Annotated in this window: 25 protein-coding genes; 23 read left to right on the forward strand and 2 right to left on the reverse strand. The window is 39.7% G+C overall.

The window, feature by feature from the left end:
• Window positions 1-28 precede the first annotated feature (28 nt).
• On the forward strand, window positions 29-880 hold the full coding sequence (locus BN6556_RS16100) for a DUF72 domain-containing protein (RefSeq protein ID WP_066193310.1): 852 nt from the start codon (window positions 29-31) through the stop codon (window positions 878-880).
• A gap of 148 nt (window positions 881-1,028) precedes the next feature.
• Here BN6556_RS16100 and BN6556_RS22770 read toward each other — a convergent pair whose 3' ends face one another.
• Window positions 1,029-2,132 carry a C40 family peptidase gene (locus BN6556_RS22770; protein WP_066193312.1) on the reverse strand — a complete coding sequence of 368 codons (1,104 nt, stop codon included), beginning with the start codon at window positions 2,130-2,132 and terminating at the stop codon, window positions 1,029-1,031.
• 152 nt (window positions 2,133-2,284) lie between these two features.
• Here BN6556_RS22770 and BN6556_RS16110 point away from each other — a divergent pair, with 152 nt between their 5' ends.
• From BN6556_RS16110 to BN6556_RS16190, 17 genes are all read left to right on the forward strand, one after another.
• Window positions 2,285-3,238 (forward strand): thymidylate synthase, encoded by a 954-nt coding sequence (locus BN6556_RS16110; RefSeq protein ID WP_066193314.1) that lies wholly within the window; start codon window positions 2,285-2,287, stop codon window positions 3,236-3,238.
• Between the two features lie 10 nt (window positions 3,239-3,248).
• Window positions 3,249-3,746, forward strand: coding sequence for a dihydrofolate reductase (locus BN6556_RS16115; RefSeq protein WP_066193316.1), 498 nt, complete (start codon window positions 3,249-3,251; stop codon window positions 3,744-3,746).
• A gap of 83 nt (window positions 3,747-3,829) precedes the next feature.
• Window positions 3,830-4,006 (forward strand): twin-arginine translocase TatA/TatE family subunit, encoded by a 177-nt coding sequence (locus BN6556_RS16120; protein ID WP_066193318.1) that lies wholly within the window; start codon window positions 3,830-3,832, stop codon window positions 4,004-4,006.
• A 27-nt stretch (window positions 4,007-4,033) separates the two neighbouring features.
• The gene (locus BN6556_RS16125; RefSeq protein WP_066193320.1) at window positions 4,034-4,210 is read left to right on the forward strand and encodes a twin-arginine translocase TatA/TatE family subunit; all 177 of its coding nucleotides are present in this window, start codon (window positions 4,034-4,036) and stop codon (window positions 4,208-4,210) included.
• Window positions 4,211-4,325: 115 nt separating this feature from the next.
• Window positions 4,326-5,084 (forward strand): twin-arginine translocase subunit TatC, encoded by a 759-nt coding sequence (tatC, locus tag BN6556_RS16130; protein WP_066193324.1) that lies wholly within the window; start codon window positions 4,326-4,328, stop codon window positions 5,082-5,084.
• A gap of 2 nt (window positions 5,085-5,086) precedes the next feature.
• Window positions 5,087-5,308, forward strand: coding sequence for a YozE family protein (locus tag BN6556_RS16135; RefSeq protein WP_066193328.1), 222 nt, complete (start codon window positions 5,087-5,089; stop codon window positions 5,306-5,308).
• Between the two features lie 351 nt (window positions 5,309-5,659).
• Window positions 5,660-8,710 carry an ATP-binding protein gene (locus BN6556_RS16140; RefSeq protein WP_066193330.1) on the forward strand — a complete coding sequence of 1,017 codons (3,051 nt, stop codon included), beginning with the start codon at window positions 5,660-5,662 and terminating at the stop codon, window positions 8,708-8,710.
• Between the two features lie 233 nt (window positions 8,711-8,943).
• Window positions 8,944-10,092 carry an exonuclease SbcCD subunit D gene (locus BN6556_RS16145; protein ID WP_066193333.1) on the forward strand — a complete coding sequence of 383 codons (1,149 nt, stop codon included), beginning with the start codon at window positions 8,944-8,946 and terminating at the stop codon, window positions 10,090-10,092.
• 1 nt (window position 10,093) lies between these two features.
• Window positions 10,094-13,198: an AAA family ATPase gene (locus tag BN6556_RS16150; protein WP_066193336.1), complete on the forward strand. Its 3,105-nt coding sequence runs from the start codon at window positions 10,094-10,096 to the stop codon at window positions 13,196-13,198.
• A gap of 175 nt (window positions 13,199-13,373) precedes the next feature.
• A complete protein-coding gene (vrrA, locus tag BN6556_RS16155; protein ID WP_066193339.1) occupies window positions 13,374-13,886 on the forward strand; it encodes a VrrA/YqfQ family protein in 513 nt (170 codons plus the stop codon).
• A gap of 90 nt (window positions 13,887-13,976) precedes the next feature.
• Window positions 13,977-14,939, forward strand: coding sequence for a peptide-methionine (S)-S-oxide reductase MsrA (msrA, locus tag BN6556_RS16160; protein WP_066193341.1), 963 nt, complete (start codon window positions 13,977-13,979; stop codon window positions 14,937-14,939).
• Window positions 14,940-15,098: 159 nt separating this feature from the next.
• Window positions 15,099-16,142 carry an AbrB family transcriptional regulator gene (locus BN6556_RS16165; protein ID WP_066193343.1) on the forward strand — a complete coding sequence of 348 codons (1,044 nt, stop codon included), beginning with the start codon at window positions 15,099-15,101 and terminating at the stop codon, window positions 16,140-16,142.
• A gap of 81 nt (window positions 16,143-16,223) precedes the next feature.
• Window positions 16,224-16,427 (forward strand): DUF6501 family protein, encoded by a 204-nt coding sequence (locus tag BN6556_RS16170; RefSeq protein ID WP_066193345.1) that lies wholly within the window; start codon window positions 16,224-16,226, stop codon window positions 16,425-16,427.
• A gap of 80 nt (window positions 16,428-16,507) precedes the next feature.
• On the forward strand, window positions 16,508-17,074 hold the full coding sequence (locus tag BN6556_RS16175) for a histidine phosphatase family protein (RefSeq protein WP_066193347.1): 567 nt from the start codon (window positions 16,508-16,510) through the stop codon (window positions 17,072-17,074).
• A gap of 112 nt (window positions 17,075-17,186) precedes the next feature.
• Entirely contained in the window at window positions 17,187-17,426 is a 240-nt protein-coding gene (locus tag BN6556_RS16180) for an indolepyruvate ferredoxin oxidoreductase subunit alpha (RefSeq protein ID WP_066193349.1), read from the forward strand.
• A 222-nt stretch (window positions 17,427-17,648) separates the two neighbouring features.
• Window positions 17,649-18,980: an alpha/beta hydrolase gene (locus BN6556_RS16185; RefSeq protein ID WP_078060127.1), complete on the forward strand. Its 1,332-nt coding sequence runs from the start codon at window positions 17,649-17,651 to the stop codon at window positions 18,978-18,980.
• A gap of 3 nt (window positions 18,981-18,983) precedes the next feature.
• A complete protein-coding gene (locus tag BN6556_RS16190; RefSeq protein WP_066193351.1) occupies window positions 18,984-19,433 on the forward strand; it encodes a DUF3887 domain-containing protein in 450 nt (149 codons plus the stop codon).
• A gap of 31 nt (window positions 19,434-19,464) precedes the next feature.
• Here the strand turns inward: BN6556_RS16190 and BN6556_RS16195 are convergent, their stop codons facing one another.
• Window positions 19,465-19,740 (reverse strand): acylphosphatase, encoded by a 276-nt coding sequence (locus tag BN6556_RS16195; RefSeq protein WP_066193352.1) that lies wholly within the window; start codon window positions 19,738-19,740, stop codon window positions 19,465-19,467.
• Between the two features lie 61 nt (window positions 19,741-19,801).
• On the opposite strand from BN6556_RS16195, the gene BN6556_RS16200 reads away from it, so the two are divergent.
• From BN6556_RS16200 to BN6556_RS16220, 5 genes are all read left to right on the forward strand, one after another.
• Window positions 19,802-20,794, forward strand: coding sequence for a P1 family peptidase (locus BN6556_RS16200; protein ID WP_187374482.1), 993 nt, complete (start codon window positions 19,802-19,804; stop codon window positions 20,792-20,794).
• Between the two features lie 162 nt (window positions 20,795-20,956).
• Window positions 20,957-22,114 carry an FAD/NAD(P)-binding protein gene (locus BN6556_RS16205; RefSeq protein WP_066193354.1) on the forward strand — a complete coding sequence of 386 codons (1,158 nt, stop codon included), beginning with the start codon at window positions 20,957-20,959 and terminating at the stop codon, window positions 22,112-22,114.
• A 403-nt stretch (window positions 22,115-22,517) separates the two neighbouring features.
• Window positions 22,518-23,822, forward strand: a complete 1,305-nt coding sequence (locus tag BN6556_RS16210; protein ID WP_078060128.1) for a Y-family DNA polymerase — start codon at window positions 22,518-22,520, stop codon at window positions 23,820-23,822.
• A gap of 2 nt (window positions 23,823-23,824) precedes the next feature.
• The gene (locus BN6556_RS16215) at window positions 23,825-24,229 is read left to right on the forward strand and encodes a hypothetical protein (protein WP_066193356.1); all 405 of its coding nucleotides are present in this window, start codon (window positions 23,825-23,827) and stop codon (window positions 24,227-24,229) included.
• A 136-nt stretch (window positions 24,230-24,365) separates the two neighbouring features.
• Window positions 24,366-24,668, forward strand: a complete 303-nt coding sequence (locus tag BN6556_RS16220) for a hypothetical protein (protein ID WP_066193358.1) — start codon at window positions 24,366-24,368, stop codon at window positions 24,666-24,668.
• Window positions 24,669-24,671: the final 3 nt, after the last annotated feature.

A 24,671-nucleotide genomic window follows, 5' to 3' on the forward strand; every position in this document is an offset into this window, starting at 1 on the left:
AAAAGGGCAATGATCGGAGGTGAAGAATGTGTCGATATCGATTGGCTTAACAGGGTGGGGAGATCATCACTCCTTATATCTCACACCGGAAGAGCGACAAAGCAAACTATATACATACAGTGCCCATTTTCCCGTCGTAGAAGTAGATAGTTCCTTTTATGCTGTACAACCAACCACTAATTATCAAAAATGGGTGGAAGAAACACCAGAGGCCTTTCGTTTTGTAATTAAAGCGACGCAAAACTTAACTGGTCATGATCGAAAACCCCGTACGAATAAAGAAATGAAACAATTGGTGGAAGAATTCAAACAATCGATTGTCCCCGTAAGACAGGCCAATAAATTAAAAGCTGTGTTGTTTCAGTTTCCGCCGTGGTTTAATCTAAAGGCCAATAATATTCAAAAAATAAAAAAACTAAAGGAATGGATGGGGGAAATCCCCCTTGCGATTGAATTTCGCAATCAAACATGGTTTACTGAGGAGTCACGAGAGCAGACCATTACATTTCTACAGACACTGGGCGTTACTCATGTGATTTGCGATGAACCACAAGCGGGAGAAGGATCTGTTCCATTGGTGTTGGCGACAACCAATGACCATGTACTCATTCGCTTTCACGGGCGAAATATACACGGTTGGAATAATCATGGACAGGAGAATTGGCGGGAGGTTCGTTTTTTATATCGCTATAACGAACAGGAGTTAATGGAGTGGGTCGAGCACATTCGGCAATTACAGCAGCAGACAAAAGATATAACCATTCTATTTAACAATAATTCCGGTGGAGATGCTGCTGATAATGCCAAACAATTCATTGACTTGCTAGGTATTCAATATCAGGGACTCCATCCAAAGCAGATGGATCTTTTTGACTTATGATAGAGGCTGTTCAAGGGGGAACTACGCCGCCTTGAACTTTATCATTGCACGGACATGGCAATTATCGTCGCGAGTTCAGCTATATGTTTAACAGGATATCGTGGTTCTAACCGACGGGCCCTGTTAGTTGAATTTTTGGAACATGCCATTATAGTGCTTCTACTCTTTTGGCACCTAAGTATCGTTCTGTCCAATAGCTGTTACTTAATTCGCTGATCTGCACACCATTCGAAGAACCGGCGTGGATAAACTGGCCATTCCCAACATAAATACCAGCATGGGAGGGGCCGGATTGATAGGTCTCAAAAAAGACAATGTCTCCTACGGATGGTTTTTCTACTTGGCTGGTGGCGTTCCACATTTCACTAACCGTTCTTGGCAGGCTAATATCAAGCTGTTGGTAGACATATTGTAAATAGCCGCTGCAATCAAATCCATCGGTTGACGTCCCGCCCCATACATATGGTATCCCGATATATTGTTTCGCAATAGCGACGGCATCGGCAGGCGGGGCACTTTCGACTTCTACCATTGTTTCTGCTTCAGCTGGTGGTTCTTCTTCGGATGAGCTATTTTCCTCTGTCTCTGGTAGGGTTTCCTCTTCTATCTGTGTGTCCGTATTCCCTTGCGCTTCCTCGTTTGCAGCAACCGTCTCTGCTGTCTCCACAGATTCTTGTGGTGGCTCTAGCTCTGATTCGGGTTCTGGCTCGACTTTTTCCACGTGAAGAATTTCTTGACCGCTATCTTGTTTATATGCCGTAACCGCCTGCTCAGATAGCGGACCATAGATTCCATCCAATTCTGCTTGATAATAACCCAAATAAAAAAGAGCTTCCTGAACCTCTTTAATTTGTTTGCTTTGTTCTCCTTGCTCGAACTCCAGCTCATTTGACCTCAAGATATTATGGTAATAGGATTCTTCTTTTTCTAAAATAGCTTGAACGGTATCCTCATCTGCTTTACCATTAGAGGGAAGCACTTGTTCATCCTGAAATTTTTTGACGGCATATTCCGTCAATAGACCATATTCTCCATCTATGGTATCTTCGTAGTAATTTAATTTCTTCAATTTGTGCTGCAGGATGCGCACGGCTTGATGTTGCACACCATAGTGTAACTCCTTTGTTTGTTCTAATAGCTGGTTCTGCATGAATGGGTAGGCATCCACATAGAACGCAAATGGCTGGCTAAAGGCAAAGCTGTAGGCAACAGAGTGTTTCACTACGAGTGATAGTTGATCTTGTAACAACACAAATCACCCCTTAAAAAATTACTTACTTAGGGCAAATTTATGTTAAAATAAATAGAATATGTGTAGTTAATGATTTTGTTACTTTTTTGTAATACTTTATAGTGTGTGTTCAAACACTTGGAACATGTATTTAGAGAAAGGAAGAGTAAAAGATGTCTACGAACGAGCAACAATACATAAATCTTTGTCAGAAAATATTAACAGAAGGCATGAGAAGAGAGGATCGTACCAAGACGGGGACACTATCGATTTTTGGCCACCAAATGCGCTTTGATTTAGCGGAAGGCTTTCCCTTATTAACGACCAAGAAAGTTCCATTCCGTTTAATAGTTAGTGAATTACTTTGGTTTATTAAGGGAGATACGAATATTCGCTATTTATTACAGCACAATAATAATATCTGGAATGAATGGGCCTTTAAAAATTGGATAGAAAGCAGCGACTACCACGGGCCGGATATGACTGACTTTGGAAATCGATCCCTTGCTGATCCCTCGTTTAAAAAGGTGTACGAGGAACAAATGACCCTTTTTAAGGAAAAAATCCTGGCAGATGATGATTTTGCCAAACAATACGGTGAGCTGGGATCGGTATATGGCAAACAGTGGCGCGCTTGGCAGACAAGCAGAGGGGAAACGATTGATCAATTAAAAGAGGTTATCGAATCGATCAAGCATTCTCCTTACTCCAGAAGGCATATTGTATCTGCCTGGAATCCAGAAGACTTGCCATCGATGGCGTTACCACCTTGTCATACCATGTTTCAATTTTACGTAGCAGATGGCAAGTTAAGCTGTCAATTATATCAACGAAGCGCTGATACCTTTTTGGGAGTACCCTTTAATATTGCCAGCTACGCCTTGTTAACGATGATGATCGCACAGGAATGCGGCTTGGAGCGAGGAGAGTTTGTTCATACACTTGGTGATGCTCATATTTATGCCAACCATCAAGAACAAGTTCAGCAGCAATTAGAACGTGAACCACGTTCGCTGCCAAATGTGGTGATCAACCAACACAAATCCATCTTTGATATGGAAATCGAGGATATCCAACTAGAAGGATATGATCCACACCCAGCAATTAAGGCACCCATTGCCGTATAGGAGGTAAACTATGATTTCATTATTATTTGCAATGAGTAAAAATAGGGTAATTGGCAAGGATCAACAGCTGCCCTGGCATTTACCGAAAGATTTGAAATTTTTCAAAGACAAAACATTGGGACAAACGGTGATCATGGGAAGAAAGACGTTTGAGTCCATGAATGCTCCCTTACCTAAGCGCCATAATATTTTATTGACGACAAAAGAAGTGGACCAGCCTGATGGTTACGATGTCATTCATTCGATAGATGATATTCAGGCACTGGAGGCGCAAGATCCAACGAAGGAATGGTTTGTGATTGGTGGTCAAGAAGTGTATCGAAAAGCATTAGCATTTGCCGATCGTATCTATATGACTTTGATTGAAGAGGAATTTGAAGGGGATACCTTTTTCCCAACATTTGATGAAAGTAAATGGGAGATCACCTCCAAAGAAAAAGGGATCAAGGACGAAAAGAACCCCTATGACTATTATTTTATCCAGTATGATCGAAAAAAGTCGCAATAAATGTTGTGTTATTACAGACAAGCAGGTAAAATCATGTTAAGATAAGAGGTAATGAAATTCTATACAAAAGGGGAGTAGCTGTCATGCTATCATCAATTGGTATTCCCGGATTGATTTTGATTTTAGTCATTGCTTTAGTGATCTTTGGTCCAAAGAAACTACCAGAAATTGGTAAAGCTACTGGTGAAACGTTGCGTGAATTCAAGAAATCAGCACGTGATTTGACGGACGATCAACAAGATCAAAAAGAAAATAAATGATAAGCCATTAATCGAGGTGAAGATCGGATGTTATCAAACATTGGCTTTCCAGGTTTATTTTTAATCCTTATTGTTGCCTTAATCATTTTCGGACCATCGAAACTCCCGGAAATAGGCAAAGCGGTCGGAAGTTCCTTACGAGAGTTCAAAAAGGCAACCAATGATTTACTTCGTGAGGATAAAAACAATTCAGAACATAAGTAGAGCGAGAAGGGCTGTCAACACGTTCGTAAGTGACAGTTCTTTTTTGTGGGATAGAAAGACAAAGCGTTTGTTTTAATAAATGGAACAGCTTTATATGTAGGAAGGAACGTTGCCCATGACGCAAGATAATGCAACATCAACGGAAAAAGAAATGGGGTACTTAGACCATTTTGCAGAATTGCGAAACCGGCTGTTATGGACTGCCGTTGTCTTTATCGTTTTTTTTATTGTCGGTTTTTATTTCGAGAGCCATATTCGTGCATTCTTTTTACAAGATATAGATATTAACTTACACTTAATGGCGCCAGAAGAAATGCTCTGGATTATCATTATGATTGCTTTTTTGGTTGCCTGTACCATCACGTTGCCATTTCTATGTGTGCAAATTTGGCTGTTTGTGAAACCAGGATTAACGAGACATGAACAACGGACAACGGTTTGGTATATTCCCGTTATCTTTCTTTTGTTTCTTGGCGGTTTGGTGTTTGGTTATTTTATCTTTATTCAGTTAATCTTGCCATTTGTATTATCACTTAATGATGGTATGTTTGATACGGTATTTACGGTAGAGAGATATTTTCGCTTTATGTTTCGAGTAGTCTTTCCGTTTGCGATCTTTTTTGAAATACCTGTTATTACGATGTTTTTGACTAGTTTAGGCATGGTAACGCCAAAATTCTTAAGCAAAACGCGAAAGTATGCCTATTTTATCTTGATTATTATCGGAACGATGATTTCACCGCCAGAGTTTATCACACAAATTGTTGTTGCCATACCACTTATCGTTTTATATGAAATCAGTATTATGCTCTCCCGCATGATCTATCGCAGAAAAGAGAGGCAGCGGCAAGCGTTTATGAAGGAAGGTGAATGATCATGAAGTCTTTTTATCATTTTATGATGCGCTATCGCGGTAATAAACAGCTGGATGATGCACGTAAGCTAGCAGATTGGATGTTCTATGAATCAGGTTTTCCTAAACATTCGAAAGATTATCATGAGATTAGCGAATTTATGGAGTGGCATGCTCCGTTTCCATCTGCCGTAGCAACTTTTGATCAATTATGGAATGAATACGAGGAACAAGAAAGGCCTTGAGCGGGAATGCTCATGGCTTTTTTTAAAAGATAAAAAAGCATAAAACCATTGATATAATAGGGTTTGGGACGATTTGACCTTGAATGAACCAGAGTACCAATAAGATGGATTATGTAAAGTAATAAGAAATTCCAAGTAATCATGTTGAACGTTTTTAATGTGCTAGGAAAAATAATGCTCCCTCCTAACAATTATCGCAATCCCTTCGACAGTTCTCGATTCTTCTTATATCAAGAAGAATAATTTGAATCTATAGTAAACTAATAGCTAAAAAAAAGGTATAATAGTTTTAACCTCTATTGATGGTTTATTTGAAAAGGAGAGAAATTGACAAAGGGGATTATACGGATCATGAATAAAAAAAAGGTAATGATTATTCTGCTATTCCTATTATTTCTCACTGGCCTACGACTTCTATGGTTTGCTTTTGTTGAGACAGGAGAGTCCAGTCCAGTTTTAATTCAAGAAGGTCATGGACACATTCAAGAGCAAAACGCGGAAAAGTCAGAGATTTTTCAACTTGAAGGAGAGTGGGAATTTTATCCTGAACAAATAATTGATCCAGAGAAAGTAGAGGATGGAGCAGCATTTCAAAATAAAAAATATACCGTATTCCCGGATCAGTGGTTTTCCTATATAGATAATCAAGCATTCTCCTCAGGCACCTTTCGCATGCAAGCTAGCCTTGATGAAAGTTTTGTGGATCAACCGTTAGCGATTTATATACCAAGGATCCCCTCGGCTAATCATATATATATTAATGGAGAACTGATAGGGAAATCAGGGAATCCATCTATGCTTCGAGAAAGCTTTGTAGCAAATACTTTGCCGTACTATATTATGTTTCAGGTGCATTCACCTGATTTGGATATCGTAGTGCAGGCAAGTGATGATGGCAGAGTATCTAATTTTGGTATACAACCACTCTTATTTGGTTTCACAGCAGATATTCAGCATACCTATCAAATGAATATGCTGTGGAAGGGAATCGTTTTGATTTTTATGCTACTTCTTTTCATTGCAGCTGTTCTCTTATTTTGTATGCAATATAAAACGAAATTAGCATTCTATTTCGGTTTGTTGATGATGAGTGCTTCTCTCATGATTTTGTTTGACCCAGATGGAGCCCCTTTATTATCGCTTTTTATCGATGCTACTATACGATCAAAAATAATATTCTTAATACATATTTCCATTGCAACCTCTTTATTGAAATTTATAGAATATTTTTTGCCAGGCTATTTTCCTGCGTTGATTTATCGAATGGTTACAACGATGTATCTGCTATATGGTTTACTGATTATCCTATTACCTATTTCTATTATTTGGGAATATCAATTCTTACTTGGTATTGTGTATTTTAGTTGTCTTTCTATAATTATTACGCAGATTGTTAAAGCGAATTTAGCTGGAGAACCGAATACATTGTTACTGATACTAGCTGCTATCGCCGTATTAAATAGTATTATATGGTCTACATTAAAGCATGAAAAAAATATGATAATGAATTTTTACCCTTTTGACCTCTTCATTGCTTTGTTGCTGTTTGAGTTATTCTGGATTTGCATGTTTTTAAAACATGTAAGGGATGTAGAAGAAAAGAATACCAAATTGCAGTTAGCAAATAAAAGCAGAGATGACTTTTTAGCTAATACCTCCCATGAAATGCGAAATCCATTACATAGTATGATGCATATCGCGCAATATGTGTTGGATAACCCAGCAAATAAAATCACCAATAAAGATCGTGATGACCTTCTCTTATTAATACAGGTAGGAAGAAGAATGTCGATGCTCATTAATGATTTAATTGATCTGTCCCAATTAAAGGAACATCACTTACGATTGGATAAAAAGTCTGTTGATCTTCATGTGCAAATGAAGATGGTTTTGGATATGTTAACGCATGTAGTGGAAGGGAAACCATTACAAATTATAAATCGGGTTGATCCATCCTTTCCTTTATTAGATGCGGACGAAAATCGTTTGAATCAAATATTATTGAATCTTTTACATAATGCCATTAAATTTACTGATGAAGGTACCATTATGGTTCGATCACATGTAGCAAATGATATGGCAGTGATAGAAGTTATTGACTCAGGAGAAGGTATTGAAGCCGATAAGATAGAAAAAATCTTTTTACCATATGAACAAATCATTACAGAATATAATGCCTATCATTCCGGAACAGGGATTGGCTTAGCAATTACGAAGGAACTGATTGAATTACAAGGTGGTACCATTGATGTAGAATCAGAGTTAGGAAAAGGCACCACATTTCGTTTTACACTTGATTTATATCAAGGAAAAAGGGAGAACCTAGAGAATTTAGAAATTCCTACAACAGAAATCATTATGCCAGAAGGGTTGGAGGATGCATCACCTGCTGCTAGTAATCAGAAGCACTTTAAGTTATTACTCGTAGATGATGAAAAGATCAATTTAACTGTGGTATCTAAAATATTAGATCAACATCGGTATGAAATTACTTTTGCTAATAATGGGGAGGAAGCATGGCATTATATCAATAACCAACGATTTGATTTAGTAATAAGTGATGTGATGATGCCAGGCATATCAGGATTTGAACTAACAAGAAAAATAAGAATAAAACACAATTTATCAGAACTGCCAATCCTTTTACTTACTGCTAGAGCACGAGCAGAAGATTTAGAGGCAGGTTTTAAAGCGGGAGCTAATGATTATGTTGTGAAACCTATTGAACCATTAGAATTACGGGCAAGAGTACAGGTACTTACAGACCTAAAAGAAGCTATCTCCGATCGATTAAGTATGGAAGCTGCATGGTTAAGAGCACAAGTTAATCCACATTTTATTTTTAATACTCTTACGTCTATTCTAAGTTTAATGGTAGTTGATAAAGAAAAAATGACGGAATTATTAGATCATTTTAATTATTTTATGCAATCTAGCTTTGCCTTTCAAAATATGGATGAATTGGTTTCATTGAAACAAGAATTGAAATTAGTTGACGCCTATCTTGGTATTGAACAAGCTCGTTTTGGAGATAAAATCAAAGTGAATAAACAAATTGACGTAAAAACAGAGGGCATTTTAATTCCACCACTTACGGTTCAGACATTAGTAGAAAATGCGATCAAACATGGCATATTGAAACGCCAGCAAGGTGGAGAAGTTACTATTCAGGCAGTTTATAGCAAAGGAAAATGTGAAATGAGAATAAAAGACAACGGTGTTGGATTCCAAGAAGAGGTAAAAGAAAAATGGCGTAGTGAGAAAAGGAAACATGGAGTGGGATTATTAAATACGGAAAAAAGATTATTTCAATATATGGGAGAAGGTTTGATGATTGATAGCAGTCCGGATAAAGGAACGATAATTAGTTTCCGACTTCCCGTTGTTGATGATGTAAAATAATGTTTTTAGTCTATAAAACAGAAAAAATAATCCACCTAATACGGACGAGGATGATTGGCTTATTCATCTTGTCGATAGTTCAATAGACAGTTGTATGATTTGAAAAAGTAACAAACTTGAATGAGGATGTGCAGTAATGAAAAATAATATTATTTTTTAGGCAATTTGCTGACAGCGATCATTTGTTCGTGTATAATGATAAGTAAGATTAGAGGAGAAAGGCTGGGAACGTAATGAAGATATTACATACGGCGGATTGGCACTTAGGCAAGATTGTACATGGATTACATATGACTAATGATCAAGCGGAAATGATGCAGCAATTACTAGCTATTATTAAAGAACAAAAGCCAGATATCATTATCATTGCAGGCGATTTGTATGATCGCGCTGTGCCCCCGCGAGAAGCGGTGGAGTTATTGAATGACTTTTTTACAACGATTACTACAGAATTACATATTCCGATTATGGCGATTTCAGGTAATCACGACAGCCCTGATCGGTTAGGGTTCGGTGCTAGCTTATTTCATGCTAACCAATTGTATCTTGCAACCACAATGGCAGATATTTTTCAGCCGGTGACCTTTACACAGGATGGACAAGATGTGACCTTCCACCTTGTTCCATATGTAGAGCCTGAGCAAGTAAAACACTATTTTCAGGAGTCAGATATCCAGACACATCAGCAGGCTATGGAACGTATTATTCAAGAAATAAAAAAACAAATGAACCCAGAATCGAAGCATGTGCTTGTTGCCCATGCCTTTATTGCCGGAGGAATGGAATCGGAATCGGAAGAACGACTCACCATGATTGGCGGCAGCCCCTATATCGACGTCTCTCTCTTTGATGCCTTTGATTATGTGGCACTTGGGCATCTTCACCAGCCGCAGAAAATCAAGCGGGATACGGTTCGTTACAGCGGTTCTCCCATGAAATATTCTTTTTCCGAAGCCAATCATCAAAAATCGGTGACCATCGTAGAAAGCACCGATACGATCGAGCTAAGCACCATACCTATTAAGCCTGTTAGGGATTTACGTATTGTTGAAGGTTATTTTGAGGAGTTATTGACTGGTAATTCAGAACCTCCTAGTGAAGATTATTTACAGATTCGCCTTCTGGATGATGGAGCTATCATCGATCCAGTTACCAAGCTGCGGCGATTATTCCCTAATATTTTACGATTGGAACGAAAGCAGTATTTCATCCATCAATCTTTAAAAGAGATCGAATCCATCAAAGAAAAACAGCAAATGACGCATGAGCAATTGTTTGCCGCTTTCTATAAAGAAATGAAAGGGGAAGACCTGCCGAAAGAACGGGAGCCTTACGTAAAGGAAGCGATAGATCAGGTTATGCAAGCAGAAAGGGAGAAGTAATATGCGAGCGATAAAATTGGAACTAACGGCATTTGGGCCTTATCGAAATAAACAGGTCATCGATTTTTCGAAACTAGGGGAAGAACCTATCTTTTTAATCACTGGTCCAACTGGAGCAGGAAAGACAACGATTTTTGATGCGATTTGTTATAGCCTATATGGCAAGGCGAGTGGAATGGATCGAGATCAAGAAGCCTTTCGCAGTCACTTTGCTGAAGTAGGGGAGCCAACGTTTGTGCAATTTACCTTCCAGCTTCATGACTCCTTATATTGCGTTACCAGAAGTCCAAAGCAACAGAAGCTTAAGGCGCGTGGTGAGGGCTATACGGAGGAAGTGGCAGCCGCCAGTTTATATCAATGTAACGCGCTCGGTGAGTGGGTATTGCAAAGCTCTAAGATTAAGGACGTCAATGAGGCGATAGAGTCGATGATCGGTCTGGATTACGAACAATTTAAGAAAATGATTATGATCCCCCAAGGTGAATTCAGAAAACTGATTTCGGAAAATAGCCGAGAACGAGAAGAAATTTTGCAGAAGATATTTCGGACGCATTTTTATCAACAGATGACCGAGGCGTTCAAGGAAAAGGCCAGCAAATTAAGCGATGAGATTGCTAAGCTGGATTGGAAATATCAGCAAGCAATCGCTAAGCTGCCATCCGAGTGGATAGATCAAGCGTTGCCTGCGGACGTTACAGACCAATTGGAGGACCGTCTGCGTCAATTGACAGAGCAGAAACAACAGGAAGAGCACATTCAGACAGAGCTAGCTGAGAAATTGCAACGATTACAAGAGGCATATTATCAGATGAAACAGCTGCTTGAAGCTTTTCAACAATATGAACAATTGCAACAGCAACAAGCGGAACTTATTTCAGCTCAGCCAACCGTGAATAAACATCGGGAGGAGTTGGAACTTGCCAAGATCGCTGATCAGGTCTATCCGCTGGAACAACAAGCTAAGGAAAGAGAAGAAGAGCGACAGATACAGTACAAGCAGTTGCAGACCTTAACACAGCAGTATCAACAATCGGAGGAGAACTACCAGGATGTCAAGCGTCGTTATGTGGTAGAGAAAGATCGAGAACAGGAACGGACAGATCTCCAATTTGAGTTGAAGAAACAACAAGAACTTCTGTCACAAATGGACCGGTTTCATCGTTTGCAAGAGAAGCTCCAAACAAGTAAAGTTAAACTGGATCAGGAGGAAAAGGATAGCGCCGAATGGGGAGAACGGCTGGAAAAACTCGATCAATTAAGAAAAAAGATTTATCAGGATAAAGATGAATTACAATTCATCAAAGAGCGAACGTTTGAACTGTTTCAACAACAAGAAAAATATAAGCAAGTCATTCAAATGGTAGCAGAATTTGTACAGAAAGAACGAGAACGACAGGAATTTGGGGAACAGGTTCAGAAAGAAAGTCAGCGTGTAAAGGAACTGCAAAGCAAGCAAAAACAGCAAGAGGAAACATGCCATCATATTGAAATACAGCAGCAAGAACAACTATCCAGTTATTTAGCGACGACACTGACCAGTGGGGAGGCATGCCCAGTTTGTGGTTCCACTACACACCCATCTCCAGCGGAACCAACAGACGCCTTGGTGTTGCAAGATGAGCTGGAACAAGCCAAACAGCGCCTGAGAGATATACAGCAAGAAACCAATCAAGCGGAACTAGCAGTACTTCAGGTAGAACAATCACTTAAAAATAATCAACAGCAAAGACAACACATGGCTGATCAATTAGAATGGCCGGTTACTGATCGTTCACTAGATGACATACAACAGCATGAACAACAACTGGAAGAAAAGCGCCAACAACTAAATGATGAACATAAACGGCTGATGGCAGAACAAGAAACGATCACTACAAGACTATCTGCTAATCAACAAGAAGTAGACCGGTATGATGAGTATAAGCAGCAACAGATGAACATAGAACAGAAACATCAAGCTACTCAGCAAGAGTATCATCAATATGCTGCTGAGTATAAGCAGCTGCAGCAGCAAATGCCAGAGCACATTGATTCAGACCAAGCCTTCCAAGACAAGGTGGCCTCGCTTGAGAAAGAGGTAACCCAACAAATACAAACTTGGGAGAACATACAATTAGAATTGGAAACTGCCTTGACCGATAAAAACAAAAAAGAGAGCGCCTATCATGAAGCGGTGAAATATGATCGTCAGCTGCAAGAGAAGGCGGAGGCGGCAAAGCAACAATTTCACCAAACCTTACTAGAATATGGATTCAAAAAACAGGCCGATTATCAGGAGGCGCTTCGATCTTCGCAGGAAAAAGTTCGGTTAGAAGAAGTGATAAATAGACATAATAAACAGAAGGATCTTGTCCAACACCAGATGCAAGAACTTGATAAACAGATTGCTCAAAAGCAAAAACCAGATTTAGCTAAGGCAGACAAGGAAATTCAACAAGTGTCAGCAGAAAAAGAATTGGCAAATGAGCGTTTGCAGCATAGGAAACAACAGTTGCAGCAACTGCAAGAAACGATTGGACAAACCAATCAATTAACCAAAGAAAAAAAGGAACTGGAAAAAGAATACTTGCATGTTGGGGAATTAGCTGATTTGGCGCGAGGTGATAATAGCGCTCGTTTATCATTGGAACGATTTGTTTTGGCTACCTTTTTAGATGAAATTGTCTTACAAGCCAATTTGCGCCTGAGCCAAATGACGGATCATCGTTTTCAGTTATTGCGCAGCGAATCCTTGGCTAAACGTGGAGCTCAAAGTGGGTTAGATTTAGAAGTACTTGATCATTACACCGGTAAACAAAGATCTGTGAAAACATTGTCCGGTGGAGAAGGTTTTAAGACGGCTTTAAGTTTGGCTTTAGGTATGGCTGATATTGTACAAGCACATGCGGGCGGGGTGCAGTTAGACACGCTGTTTATTGACGAAGGTTTTGGAACATTGGATGAGGTATCACTGGAGCAAGCGATTAAATGTCTTAAAGATTTACAGCAGGATCATCGAACCATTGGTGTTATCTCTCACGTAGCTCAGTTAAAAGAAGAAATCAAGGCAAAATTAGTGATTGAAACCTCACCATCTGGGTCCTCCGCAGCTTTTCGGATCGATTGACGGCATGATATGACATGATCTAACAATAAATAACAATTATATGTCAGTTCCTGCGCTTGCCCAGGAAATAATCGAAGTCAAGAGAGATTATTTCCTCTCTTGGCTAATGACCTATAACTTTTTGCAGGTGGGAACATATACTATATAGCAACTAGTGTATGGAAGGAGAATGTCTATGTTTCGACCACCTAATCAACCTCCATTCTTTCAGCAGCAACAGATGCCGCCTCCATCATCCTTTATGTCGCCCTTTCCGAACCAAGGTCCCAGCTCGTTTGTACCGAATCAAGCAGCTAATCCAAGAGGTCTCCAAGGTTTGCTGCAACGATTTTTACCGTCGCGAGGTGCTGCCGGCGCAGCACAATTGCCAGCCAATATAGCGAGCGGTGCTGCCTCAACCGGTTCCGGTCTAACCAATACCTTGTCAAATGTGCAGCAAGTAATGAAGGTTGCCCAACAGGCTACGCCACTCATTAAAGAATATGGACCAATGGTTAAGAATGCACCGAAATTAATCAATATGATGAAGGCATTAAGTGACATTAATAGTGAGGAAGAAGAAGAGGCGGAAGTAACAGCCGAAACTGCGGAAGAAGTTATTCCAATTGCAGAGGACGCAGAAAAGGGGGAATGGGCGGAGCCAGAAGAGCAGACGTCACGCGAATCCCAACCGAAACTTTTCTTCTAAATAAGTAACCAACAAACAGACCACTTGCATTTTTTGCAGGTAAATAGCAGAATAATTAGTAAGAATGTATCGATATAGGAGGCTTTTTTCATGACAGATCAAGCAATAGAAAAAGCAATTTTTGCCGGTGGTTGTTTTTGGTGTATGGTAGAACCTTTTGACCAACAGCCAGGTATTAAACAAGTGATTTCTGGATATACGGGTGGGGATAAACCAAATCCAACTTATGAAGAAGTCTGTACGAACACAACAGGCCATCGAGAAGCAGTCGAGATTACATTTGATCCAACGGTTTTTCCTTATGAGAAACTACTATCGCTTTTTTGGAAACAAATAGATCCTACTGATGCAGGAGGACAGTTCCATGATCGAGGTGAATCCTATAAAACAGCGATTTTCTATACCAATGATCGCCAGAAAAAACTAGCTGAGGCGTCCAAACAGGAACTGGAGGAAAGCGGGAAGTTTAATCAATCTATAGCAACAGATGTCCTACCGGCTAAGACCTTTTATCCCGCTGAAGAAAAGCATCAAGATTATTATAAAAAACAAAGATTTCACTATAAAATGTATAAAAAAGGGTCCGGCAGGGAAGATTTTATCAAACGAAATTGGTCTAAAACGCCAAATAAAGCGGAGTTAAAAGAAAAATTAACACCCATACAATACCATGTGACACAAGAAAACGGGACGGAACGCCCGTTCGATAATGAATATTGGAATAATAATCAGCAAGGAATTTATGTCGATATTGTGAGTGGCGAACCTTTATTTTCCACCACTAATCAATATGATGCTGGATGTGGTTGGCCAAGCTTCACCAAACCATTGAATCGAAACGCTTTAAATGAAAAAATGGATACTTCCCATGGAATGAGAAGGATTGAGGTCAGAAGTGATGAGGCTAATTCCCATCTGGGACACATCTTTGACGACGGTCCTATTGATCAAGGTGGTATGCGATATTGTATCAACTCAGCAGCCTTGCGATTTATCCCTAAAGATGAATTAGAAGAGAATGGACTGGAAGCATACCGAACCCTCTTTGAATAAATTCTATAGAAAATAGAGTTGTCCATCAGTGCAGTTTGCTGATGGGCAACATCCATTACTGTAAATGAAAACGATTGATATTATAACATGATCCGGGGGATGTGGTTGGAGACCCTCAGACAATAAAATATGTTTCCAGAAATATGAAAGAGGATGTTTATGCCTTTGCAAATTGGTTATCTTATAATGATGTATACCGTTGGTTTATTGGGTACTGGGTTGTTTTACATTTTACATATACCACTGCCATGGATCTTGGGTCCCTTAATCGCTATATTTACATTAAATTCCTTTATCAAACCTTCCTTACATCAATCAAAGTCGCTTTTACAGTGGAGCTTTCTGATTACGGGGGCCCAAATCGGGACCAATTTCACCGAGGACACATTAGCACAAGTCTTGCCGTACTTTATTCCTTTTTTATTAATGACCGTCATTCTTGTTTTCATCTGTATTAAAAGTGGAGAATGGATGGCTCAATATGCAGAAATTGACCGCACGACAGGTATACTAGGAAGTGTTCCTGGCGGTTTGTCCGTTATGTTGGAAATTAGTGATTCGGTCAAGGCGAATACCGGTATGGTTGCGATTTTCCATACCATTCGTTTAATGAGTGTGTTGATGTTAGTACCTATGTTAGTGATGTTTTTGTTTACTCCTGAGCAAAGCGGAGGTATTTCTTCTGAAGAGGTGATTCCGCTAAATGGTTGGACGATTGCTCTATTTATTGCCTTATTTGGTTTGGCGTATCTCGTTCGTTTTAAAATGCCTGCTCCGTTTGTATTGATACCGATGTTTATCATTGCTATTTTACGAATTATATCCATTCCTGTCAGTGATGTGCCGATTGAAATATACCATGTGGCTCAACTGTCTATTGGCATTCATTTAGGATTATCGATTTCTTTTTCTGATTTTAAAACTATTGGCCGCTATTCTTTTTTATTCTTTTTATTTTCGACAGCGCTCATTGCTATATCTGCCTTATTCGGTTATTTATTATCTCTTTGGTCCAGTCTGACGTTTGCTACGGCAATGCTTAGTTTAGCACCTGGAGGGCTAGTAGAAATGGCAATAACGGCCCATGAAGTAAACGCAGATCCTGCCATTGTTGGTTCCTTACAATTAATTAGGATGTTGTTTATCAGTTTGATTCTTCCTTTTGTGTTGAAAAAGGTGTTCACACAACATAGTAGTCAATAATATTATTATGTAAACTAAAATGAAAAAGCTCTTGTAATCAGCCAAATATATGTTTATGATAAAGGTGGGGAGGGATAATAGATGATTCACCATGGTTGGGAAAACAATGAGACCTTGAAAAAAGTAAAATGTATACACACTAACGCAAAAAAATATAAAGTGGATTCGGTATTAACAGTAGGTAATTTATATGAAGTCAAAAATGAAACGGATGAATTTTATTTTATCATAGATAATACCAATCGCATGGCTGGCTTCAAAAAAGATTATTTTGCGGATGCCTAATGTTTATTCAAAGAAAATAAAGGGAAAATTAAGTAATAAAACATATTTTTAGTAATAGATTCTCCATAGGAGCTGATGAAATGAAAAGAATTCTATTAATTCGACATTGCCATGCACCAGGGCAGCATAGTGATTCCCCGTTATCGAAGAATGGTATTAAACAAGCCCATGCATTATCGTGGAAGTTGGAAAATATGAGTTTCCAAATAGATCGTATTATTTCCAGCCCTTATTTACGTGCCCAGGAAAGTATTAAACCCTTTGCGGAGAAACAGCATGTGGATATTGAGATAGATGACCGGTTAAAAGAACGTATCCTAAGTGAAGAGCCGGTAGATGACTGGATGGATATACTAGAGGAATCTTTTCAAAATTCACACTTTAAATTACCTGGTGGAGAATCATCCACAGAAGCATATGATCGTGGAGTAGCAGTCTTAAACACTTGTATCCAAGATGAAACGAGCGAGAATATTGCGATCGTCACCCACGGTAATTTACTGGCACTGATGTTAAGAAAGTTTCGTGTTGATTTTGGTTTTCAAGAATGGAAAACATTAACAAATCCTGACATTTTCCTAATCCAACGCATCGGTGGAGAGTTTATTACAGAAAGAATATGGGACGATACCAAAAGTTATGACTAAATAACTTGCAAACTCGACAAATTGAGCTATAATGGTATTCGTTTTTACGAAAATATGATAAGATAAACATATGTCAAGCTACATAGAGAGTTAGTGTAAAGGAGGGACAGTCATGGCATTTATTATTACTTCACCTTGTGAGGCTGAAAAATCAGGCGAATGTGTAGAAGTTTGCCCTGTTGATTGTATAGAGGAAGGCAAAGATATGTTTTATATCGATCCGGATATCTGTATTGATTGCGGTGCATGTGAAGCGGTATGCCCCGTTGAAGCAATCTATATGGAAGACGAGGTACCGGATGAGGAACACGAATATATTGCACTGAACCGCAAATTTTTTGAAGAAAAGTAAGATTTTTCAATATGCTTCGAAAAGAAACATTCATAAAGACGACTGCACATATTCTTCAGAAGGTGCAGTCGTTTTTATTTATTATTATAACCTTTTTGCTAGACATAATGAAGATGGGGCTGTCATCAGTTGGGTCTGGTAGATAAAATATTGAAACTATTTGCTCGTTTTTTTCGTATAGTTCGTATAGATGGATGAGAGATTTTTTAGGGGGCAATACGCATGATGAAAAGATTATGGATCGTCACCGCCTTAGTGGTGTTAGTGAGTTGCGCAAATCAGTCAGAAGAAGATGTCGAGACAAAATCTCGTGATTTGCTTTCTTTACTTGCAGATGGTTCCTATCAAACGCTAGTGGAGGATTATTATGCAGAGACACTTCAGGAGCAATCAACTGCGGCTGACTTACAACATAGTTGGGAAACAAATAAAGGAGACAACTTTATCGAATTAGGTGAACTGAATGCAACTACGCAACAGGATTATACGATCATAGAAACAGAAGCAAGATTTGAAGAGACGTCAGTACATATCAGATTAACGTGGAATGAAGATGAAAAGCTGCAAGGAATATACATACAAGCGAATACACAAGAGGTGGAGAAGAGTCAGCCTCCGGAAGATGTAACCGAGGAAGAAATCGTCCTTAACCAAGGGAAGGCGTATGAATTGTCTGGTAGGATAACTATGCCGACAAAGACAGATGCAGAAAGTCCGATTCCTGGTGTAGTGTTGGTGCATGGTTCTGGGCCCTCTGATATGAATGAGGCCATCTATGCTTATCAACCATTCCAAGATATAGCTTACGGCCTAGCAGAGCAAGGAATAGCTGTTCTGCGTTATCACAAGCGTACCTATCAATACGGAGAAGAGTTGATGGAAGACGTGGGGAATAAGCTTACGGTCCAGGAAGAAACGATAGATGACGCAGTGGAGGCAGCAAAGTTGTTACAAGAGGATGAACGAATCGATCGAGTATACATTATCGGGCATTCACTCGGTGGCATGCTAGCCCCGCGCATCGGTCAGCAGGCAGAAACGGAAGGTCTAGTAATACTGGCAGGTTCTCCACGATTCTTTTGGGAAATCATTTCGGACCAACAGTTAGCAGCTATCCCATCAGACATGGATGAAGAAGAAAAAGCACAATATGTTGAGGAAATAGAAAAGCAAAAAGAACTTGCTTCTAGTATGCTGGATGTGTCGGATGAAGCAGCTGCTCAACAGGAAATTTATGGAGTCAGCGGTTATTATTTAAAAGAAATGGCACAATATGACGCAGGACAAATCGCATTAGAATCAGACAAACCTCTATTGATTTTACAAGGTGAGGCGGATTTTCAAGTTAGTATGGAGCACGATTTCTCCGAATGGCAGGAGCTGATGCACAATCACTCATTAGCTACGTTAAAAAGTTATCCTGAATTAAATCATTTCTTTATCGAATCACAGGGAGAACAGCAAGGAACTGTTCAAGAGTACACCATTCCAGATCATGTAGATGAACAAGTTATTTCCGACATAGCCGAGTGGGTATTTCAACAAGGAGGGTAAAGCATGAAAAAAATCATTTGGGTATTATGCATAGGGTTATTTACGCTTGTGGCATGTAATGATGACGATGATACAGTCATATTATCATCAGATGAAGAGGAAGAGCAAACAAATGAAGAGATAGCTCCAGCAGATCAAGACGAAGACGTACCAAGTGAGGTAACAATGGCTGCTGATTCTTTTCTATCATCCTTTGTCCATGAAGAATTTGACGCGGCAGCAGAGAATTTAAGCGCTGAAGTGAGCGCTGAATTAGGTTCTACTGAATTGCAGCAGTTATGGCAGCAGCTTAAGGAACAATATGGTGATTTTATTGATTATGAATACCAACAATCGCAACAAGTAAATGGTTTTTATGTGCAGAGCTATGCAGGACTATTCTCAGGTGAAGAAATTACCTTTGAGGTGACGGTAGATCAAGCTGATCAAATAGCGGGTTTTTATTTGAAATAAGCGTAAAGCCAAAGAGCTGATTCTCTTTGGCTTAACCTTTAATACCAAACGATGTAAACCCAGGATCGCCTTTAAGTTTAGTCACATCTGCCTCTTGCACCTTGGCAAATCGTGAAGGGCCTTGTTTGATTTGGGTAATAAAGTTTTTCATATCTTGATCATCAGCCGTTGCCTCGATTAAGACACTGCCATCATCCTCATTCCTTACCCAGCCGAACACGTGATGTTCCATGGCTAGTTGCTGGGTAAAAAAACGAAATCCTACACCCTGCACTCTTCCTCTAACGTGTATACGCACATATTTCATTTTAATCACCTCTATTTACATGATATCATAGTTAAAAAGCTAGCAAAAAGAGAAAGGGTAGATGAATGTGAAAAGGCTTTCTTATGCAGGGTTAGTTGATTTTAAAATAGGCCATGCGACCAATGAACAAGCATTAACCGGCTGTACGACGGTGATTTGTCCGGAAGGTGCTGTTGCAGGCGTAGATGTAAGGGGTGGCGCTCCAGGTACAAGGGAAACAGACCTCTTGCAACCAACGAATACCGTGGAACAAGTCCATGCTGTATTTCTTGCTGGTGGGAGTGCTTTTGGGTTGGAGGCAGGCTCTGGAATCATGCGCTTTCTAGAAGAAAAACAAATTGGTATGGATACTGGAGCGGCTAAGGTTCCGATTGTACCAGGTGCTATTTTATTTGACCTTGGTGTGGGAGATGCTCGTATTCGTCCGGATCAAGCATTAGGGTATCAAGCGGCTTTAAACGCTTGGGAAAACTCATTTGAAGTGAGCGGTGGTAATGTCGGGGCAGGTACTGGTGCCACAGTGGGTAAATTGCTTGGTGAAGATTATCTGATGAAATCAGGCATAGGGTATGCTGGACTTCAAGTAGGGGAAGTGCAACTAGCAGCCGTTGTCGCCGTAAATGCTATCGGTGATATTTTTGACCCTGCCACTCATACCCAAATAGCTGGTCTCTATGATCGAGAGAAAAAGCAGTTATTAAACACGAATGATTGCCTGACAGCCCAATTCGAACAGGACGGTACAGTGGCGAATAGAGACAATTCTGGCAAAAATACCACTATCGGCGTCGTCATGACCAATGCTAAGTTAACCAAATCACAAACAAATAAAATAGCCCAGCTTGCCCATAACGGTATAGCACGCACGATTCAACCTGCCCATACAGCGATGGATGGTGACACCTTGTTTGCGATGTCGAGCAGCAGAGTTGATGCACCAGTTGATTTGGTCGGAATGCTGGCAACGAGGGTGGTTGAATCAGCCATCGTCCATGCTGTTAAAGAGGCGGATGCCGTCGGTAATATTCCTTCTTATCATTCCATAGGTTTTTAACTTGCTTCTCCCTTTGTGAGTCTAGTTAAAGAAAATAGGTGCCAACATCTCATACCTAAGGGAATGACAGACATATACCACAAAAACATTGTACTTCTTCCTATTTCATGATAAAGTAAATCGTAATGATTACGTTTTTTACAAGTGAAAGAAGGTATATATATGTTTAAATGGATCATCATTGGCGGGGGGATGCAAGGGAGTTGCATAGCTTCCCGGCTGCTTGAAGAGAAAAAGGTGGAGAAAGAAGATCTATTAATCATTGATCCGCATCAACAACCATTAGCAAGGTGGATAACCATTACGGATAAGATTGGAATGGAATATTTACGTTCCCCTTTGGTTCATCATTTAGATAAAAATCCCTACAGTTTAAAGAAATATGCAACGGCACATGACTATGCGGCTGCCTTTAAAGGTCAGTACAAAAGACCGCGTTTAGATATGTTCAATCAGCATAGTTTAGATTTATTTAACAAAACTGGAGTAATGGAATGCTGGCTGCAAGGAGAAGTAAATGGACTCACGTGGACAGAACAGGGCTGGAAGGTTTGTGTATCGGATGGTCATTGTTTCTTTAGTGAACAGGTGATACTAGCTGTTGGTGTAAATCACATCCCGCATTATCCAGTATGGGCAGAGGAATATAAAGGAACCAGCTCCATTAGTCACATCTTTGAAATGCAGCATAACCTTCCAGAAACAGGGGATGTTGTAGTGGTGGGCGGTGGAATGACGGCTGCACATCTGGTATATGCCCTTACCCAAAAAGAAACAATCAACTCGGTTACCATGATCAAACGCCATCCGCTCCGCATTCACCATTTTGATAGTGACCCAGGCTGGTTGGGACCTAAATATCTCAATAAATTTGAAAAGCTAACCAGCTATAAAGAAAGACGAACAGTTATACAAAAGGCAAGAAATAAAGGCTCGATCACCAAAGATTTATTAATCAAATTGAGAAAACAGGAAACGTTAGGGAATCTTTGTATATACACGGGCAGTATTCAAGGGGTACAGGAAGAGGCAGAACAATGGCAACTTTGGTTGGAAAATGGTGAGAGATTAAAAGCAAGTTCTATCTTGTTAGCTACTGGTGCAGCCATTGAAAGACCGGGGAAAAACTGGCTGGACTCCGTGATAAAACAATTGCAGTTGCCATGTGCACCTTGTGGATTTCCGATTGTTCCAGCTTCCCTTGAATGGAAAAATGGACTTTATGTGGCAGGGCCATTGGCGGAACTGGAACTTGGTCCGATTTCTAGAAATATTTCCGGTGCAAGGAAGGCAACCGAGAGAATATTACAACAAGCATAAGAAAAACAGACGAAAGAGGCTGATCATTCATCAGTCTCTTTTTTGATCATTGTGCTAACACGATCTGTAGAGTAGCCGCTTAAGATGCCAGAAGATCAAAGAAGCTAAGAGGGGACAACAGATGCTAAATATCCTGGTTAGTCTTGCTTTATTAACATAAGAGAATAATAATACTTCTGTTGATAAACTTGTAGAGAATCAAGCAGGTTTTGGCCTGACTCTTCTTAATCATAGAAAACTACTTTCTGTAAATTATCAGCATGCTTATTTACGCGATGATAATGAACTGCTTCCAATCTATCCACATATTGGCATGTGTTTGCATCCTTACGTCACTTGACTACAAGAATATTTGTTCGTATAATAAAAACACAAACACTTATTCGTATTAGGAGAGAGTACAATGTCACGGATGATCATGATGGATTATACAAAAGAGCCACGCAGGGATATTTTATGCATTGATGTCAAATCATTCTTTGCAAGTGTTGAAGCAGCTGAAAGAGGGGAGGACCCTTTGCATGCCCGAATTGCCGTGGTCTCCAAACCAGCTAATCAAGGAGGATTAGTTTTAGCATCATCCCCTTTAATCAAACAAGAATATGGTGTGAAAACAGGTACTCGAATATATGAAATCCCTAAACAAGCGAATATTCAAATAGTAGAGCCGCGAATGGCCTTGTATCTGGAAAGAAATTTAGCCATTATGCGTATCTTTAAACGCTATATTCCCGAAGAGGATCTGCTGGTTTATTCGATAGACGAATCACTTCTCGATGTAACGAAATCACATAAGTTATTCGGCAGTACGTTCAATATCGCCAAGAAAATTCAAGATGATGTAAAGCGAGAATTAGGGTTAGTATTAACAGTAGGAATAGGTGATAATCCGTTGTTAGCAAAATTGGCTCTTGATCATCAGGCCAAACATGATAGAATGAATGATTTTATTGGAGAATGGCATTATGAAGATGTACCAAATACCGTGTGGAAAATAGAAGCACTACAAGATTTTTGGGGGATAGGGGCGAGAACAGCGGCCAGCTTGAATCGGATGGGTATTCAAAATATTTATGATTTGTCCCAATATAGTATCGATCGATTAAAGGCCAGATTCGGTGTCATTGGAGAACAACTCTTTTTTCACGCTCATGGTATCGATCGAACGTTGTTATCCGACAAGTATACACTCCAAAGTACATCCTTCAGCAAAAATCAGATACTCAACAGTGATTATCTGGTGAAGCATAACATAGAAGTGGTGATTCGGGAGATGACAGACGAGAATGCAGCAAGACTCAGAAAGCACAAGTTGACGACCGCTGTAGTAAAACTATCGATTGGATATTCAAGAAACAGCCTACAAAGTGGTTTTAATCATCAAATGAAGATCAACGCCACTGATTCATCCAAGAAATTGAAAGCGTACATGCTGCAAATTTTTCATAAATATTATCAGGAACATATCCCTGTAAGAGTGATTAATGTCACCTTTGGGAAGGTTCGTCCGAAACAATCATTGCAACTCAATTTGTTCGAACCAGCCGAAGAAACGATGGAGAGGGAAGAACTGGATAAAGCTATCGATTCTGTTAGAGAAAAGTATGGCTATACATCTTTGTTACATGCTTCCAGTTTATCAGAAGGGGGGATGGCCAAATATCGGGCTACCTTACTTGGAGGTCACAGATCTGGAAAGGAAGAGTGAATATGGAACCGACATCGATCACACGCATCACTCCGGAACAATTGGGCTATAAAGACAGAGGTATTGTGAAGTGGCTCGGCATGATGCTGTCCGATCACTCAGAGGCGCTAAAGAAAGAGAAAAACAAGCTAGAAGTGAAAGCGAAAGAAATGATGACAGAAGAGGAAGTAGCCATGGTATTGCAGCAAGCTTTTGCAACGAAATCACCTGTTTTGATTCAAGCTAACACGATTCGAGATGGCAATTATTATAAAGATGTAGAGTGCAAAGTTGCTGGGTACGCTGAAAATCAGATATATCTATGTTTAAAAGATGGCCGGGTAACTAGTTGTACCCTAGAGGAAATAAGAAATATTGAATGGATGAATCCTCTTAATTGGTATGATAAAAGAAATAACGAGGTTTAAAAGGTAGGCCGTTCTCAAAATTCAAATTAGTATAAGATGCGTAACGACGGCGGGTTATGTTACCATAAAGTAACTATCCGTCCATCTCACTATAACATTTAGGGAGATGGACCTCGTGAATCAACGGGAGGGAGCTATGCAAATTATTGCGCAACAACCATACGTAAAAATTGTTCGTCAGGTTCGTTCATTAGAACAAAAGGATGTAGAAGAACAGCGTTATTTATACCTTTATCCAGACAAGATTGTTACTAAATATCGGGAATTTCCCATCGAGAACGTTCTGGATATGTCCTATCGTTTTTCTGGAGACAGAGGTTTGCTTTATCTACACACACTTCAAGGGGTCTATTCTTATATTATTAAATCTTCACCACAATCGTTTGTCGAGGCATTTAAAGCTCGAACGGAAAGTACAATCTATCCTGATAAGAGGTAAAGC

This window comes from Gracilibacillus timonensis (assembly GCF_900086715.1).
GTDB lineage: Bacteria > Bacillota > Bacilli > Bacillales > Amphibacillaceae > Gracilibacillus > Gracilibacillus timonensis.

Coding starts and splice junctions, on each gene's coding strand:
- BN6556_RS16195 (WP_066193352.1), bottom strand. CDS start 19,740: ATGAAATATGTGCGTATACACGTTAGAGGAAGAGTGCAGGGTGTAGGA.
- BN6556_RS16220 (WP_066193358.1), top strand. CDS start 24,366: ATGCAAATTATTGCGCAACAACCATACGTAAAAATTGTTCGTCAGGTT.
- BN6556_RS16190 (WP_066193351.1), top strand. CDS start 18,984: ATGAAAAAAATCATTTGGGTATTATGCATAGGGTTATTTACGCTTGTG.
- msrA (WP_066193341.1), top strand. CDS start 13,977: ATGACAGATCAAGCAATAGAAAAAGCAATTTTTGCCGGTGGTTGTTTT.
- BN6556_RS16180 (WP_066193349.1), top strand. CDS start 17,187: ATGGCATTTATTATTACTTCACCTTGTGAGGCTGAAAAATCAGGCGAA.
- BN6556_RS16170 (WP_066193345.1), top strand. CDS start 16,224: ATGATTCACCATGGTTGGGAAAACAATGAGACCTTGAAAAAAGTAAAA.
- BN6556_RS16145 (WP_066193333.1), top strand. CDS start 8,944: ATGAAGATATTACATACGGCGGATTGGCACTTAGGCAAGATTGTACAT.
- BN6556_RS16135 (WP_066193328.1), top strand. CDS start 5,087: ATGAAGTCTTTTTATCATTTTATGATGCGCTATCGCGGTAATAAACAG.
- BN6556_RS16150 (WP_066193336.1), top strand. CDS start 10,094: ATGCGAGCGATAAAATTGGAACTAACGGCATTTGGGCCTTATCGAAAT.
- BN6556_RS16210 (WP_078060128.1), top strand. CDS start 22,518: ATGTCACGGATGATCATGATGGATTATACAAAAGAGCCACGCAGGGAT.
- BN6556_RS16185 (WP_078060127.1), top strand. CDS start 17,649: ATGATGAAAAGATTATGGATCGTCACCGCCTTAGTGGTGTTAGTGAGT.
- BN6556_RS16120 (WP_066193318.1), top strand. CDS start 3,830: ATGCTATCATCAATTGGTATTCCCGGATTGATTTTGATTTTAGTCATT.
- tatC (WP_066193324.1), top strand. CDS start 4,326: ATGACGCAAGATAATGCAACATCAACGGAAAAAGAAATGGGGTACTTA.
- BN6556_RS16165 (WP_066193343.1), top strand. CDS start 15,099: ATGCCTTTGCAAATTGGTTATCTTATAATGATGTATACCGTTGGTTTA.
- BN6556_RS16140 (WP_066193330.1), top strand. CDS start 5,660: ATGAATAAAAAAAAGGTAATGATTATTCTGCTATTCCTATTATTTCTC.
- BN6556_RS16215 (WP_066193356.1), top strand. CDS start 23,825: ATGGAACCGACATCGATCACACGCATCACTCCGGAACAATTGGGCTAT.
- BN6556_RS16175 (WP_066193347.1), top strand. CDS start 16,508: ATGAAAAGAATTCTATTAATTCGACATTGCCATGCACCAGGGCAGCAT.
- BN6556_RS16125 (WP_066193320.1), top strand. CDS start 4,034: ATGTTATCAAACATTGGCTTTCCAGGTTTATTTTTAATCCTTATTGTT.
- BN6556_RS16205 (WP_066193354.1), top strand. CDS start 20,957: ATGTTTAAATGGATCATCATTGGCGGGGGGATGCAAGGGAGTTGCATA.
- BN6556_RS16110 (WP_066193314.1), top strand. CDS start 2,285: ATGTCTACGAACGAGCAACAATACATAAATCTTTGTCAGAAAATATTA.
- vrrA (WP_066193339.1), top strand. CDS start 13,374: ATGTTTCGACCACCTAATCAACCTCCATTCTTTCAGCAGCAACAGATG.
- BN6556_RS16200 (WP_187374482.1), top strand. CDS start 19,802: ATGAATGTGAAAAGGCTTTCTTATGCAGGGTTAGTTGATTTTAAAATA.
- BN6556_RS16115 (WP_066193316.1), top strand. CDS start 3,249: ATGATTTCATTATTATTTGCAATGAGTAAAAATAGGGTAATTGGCAAG.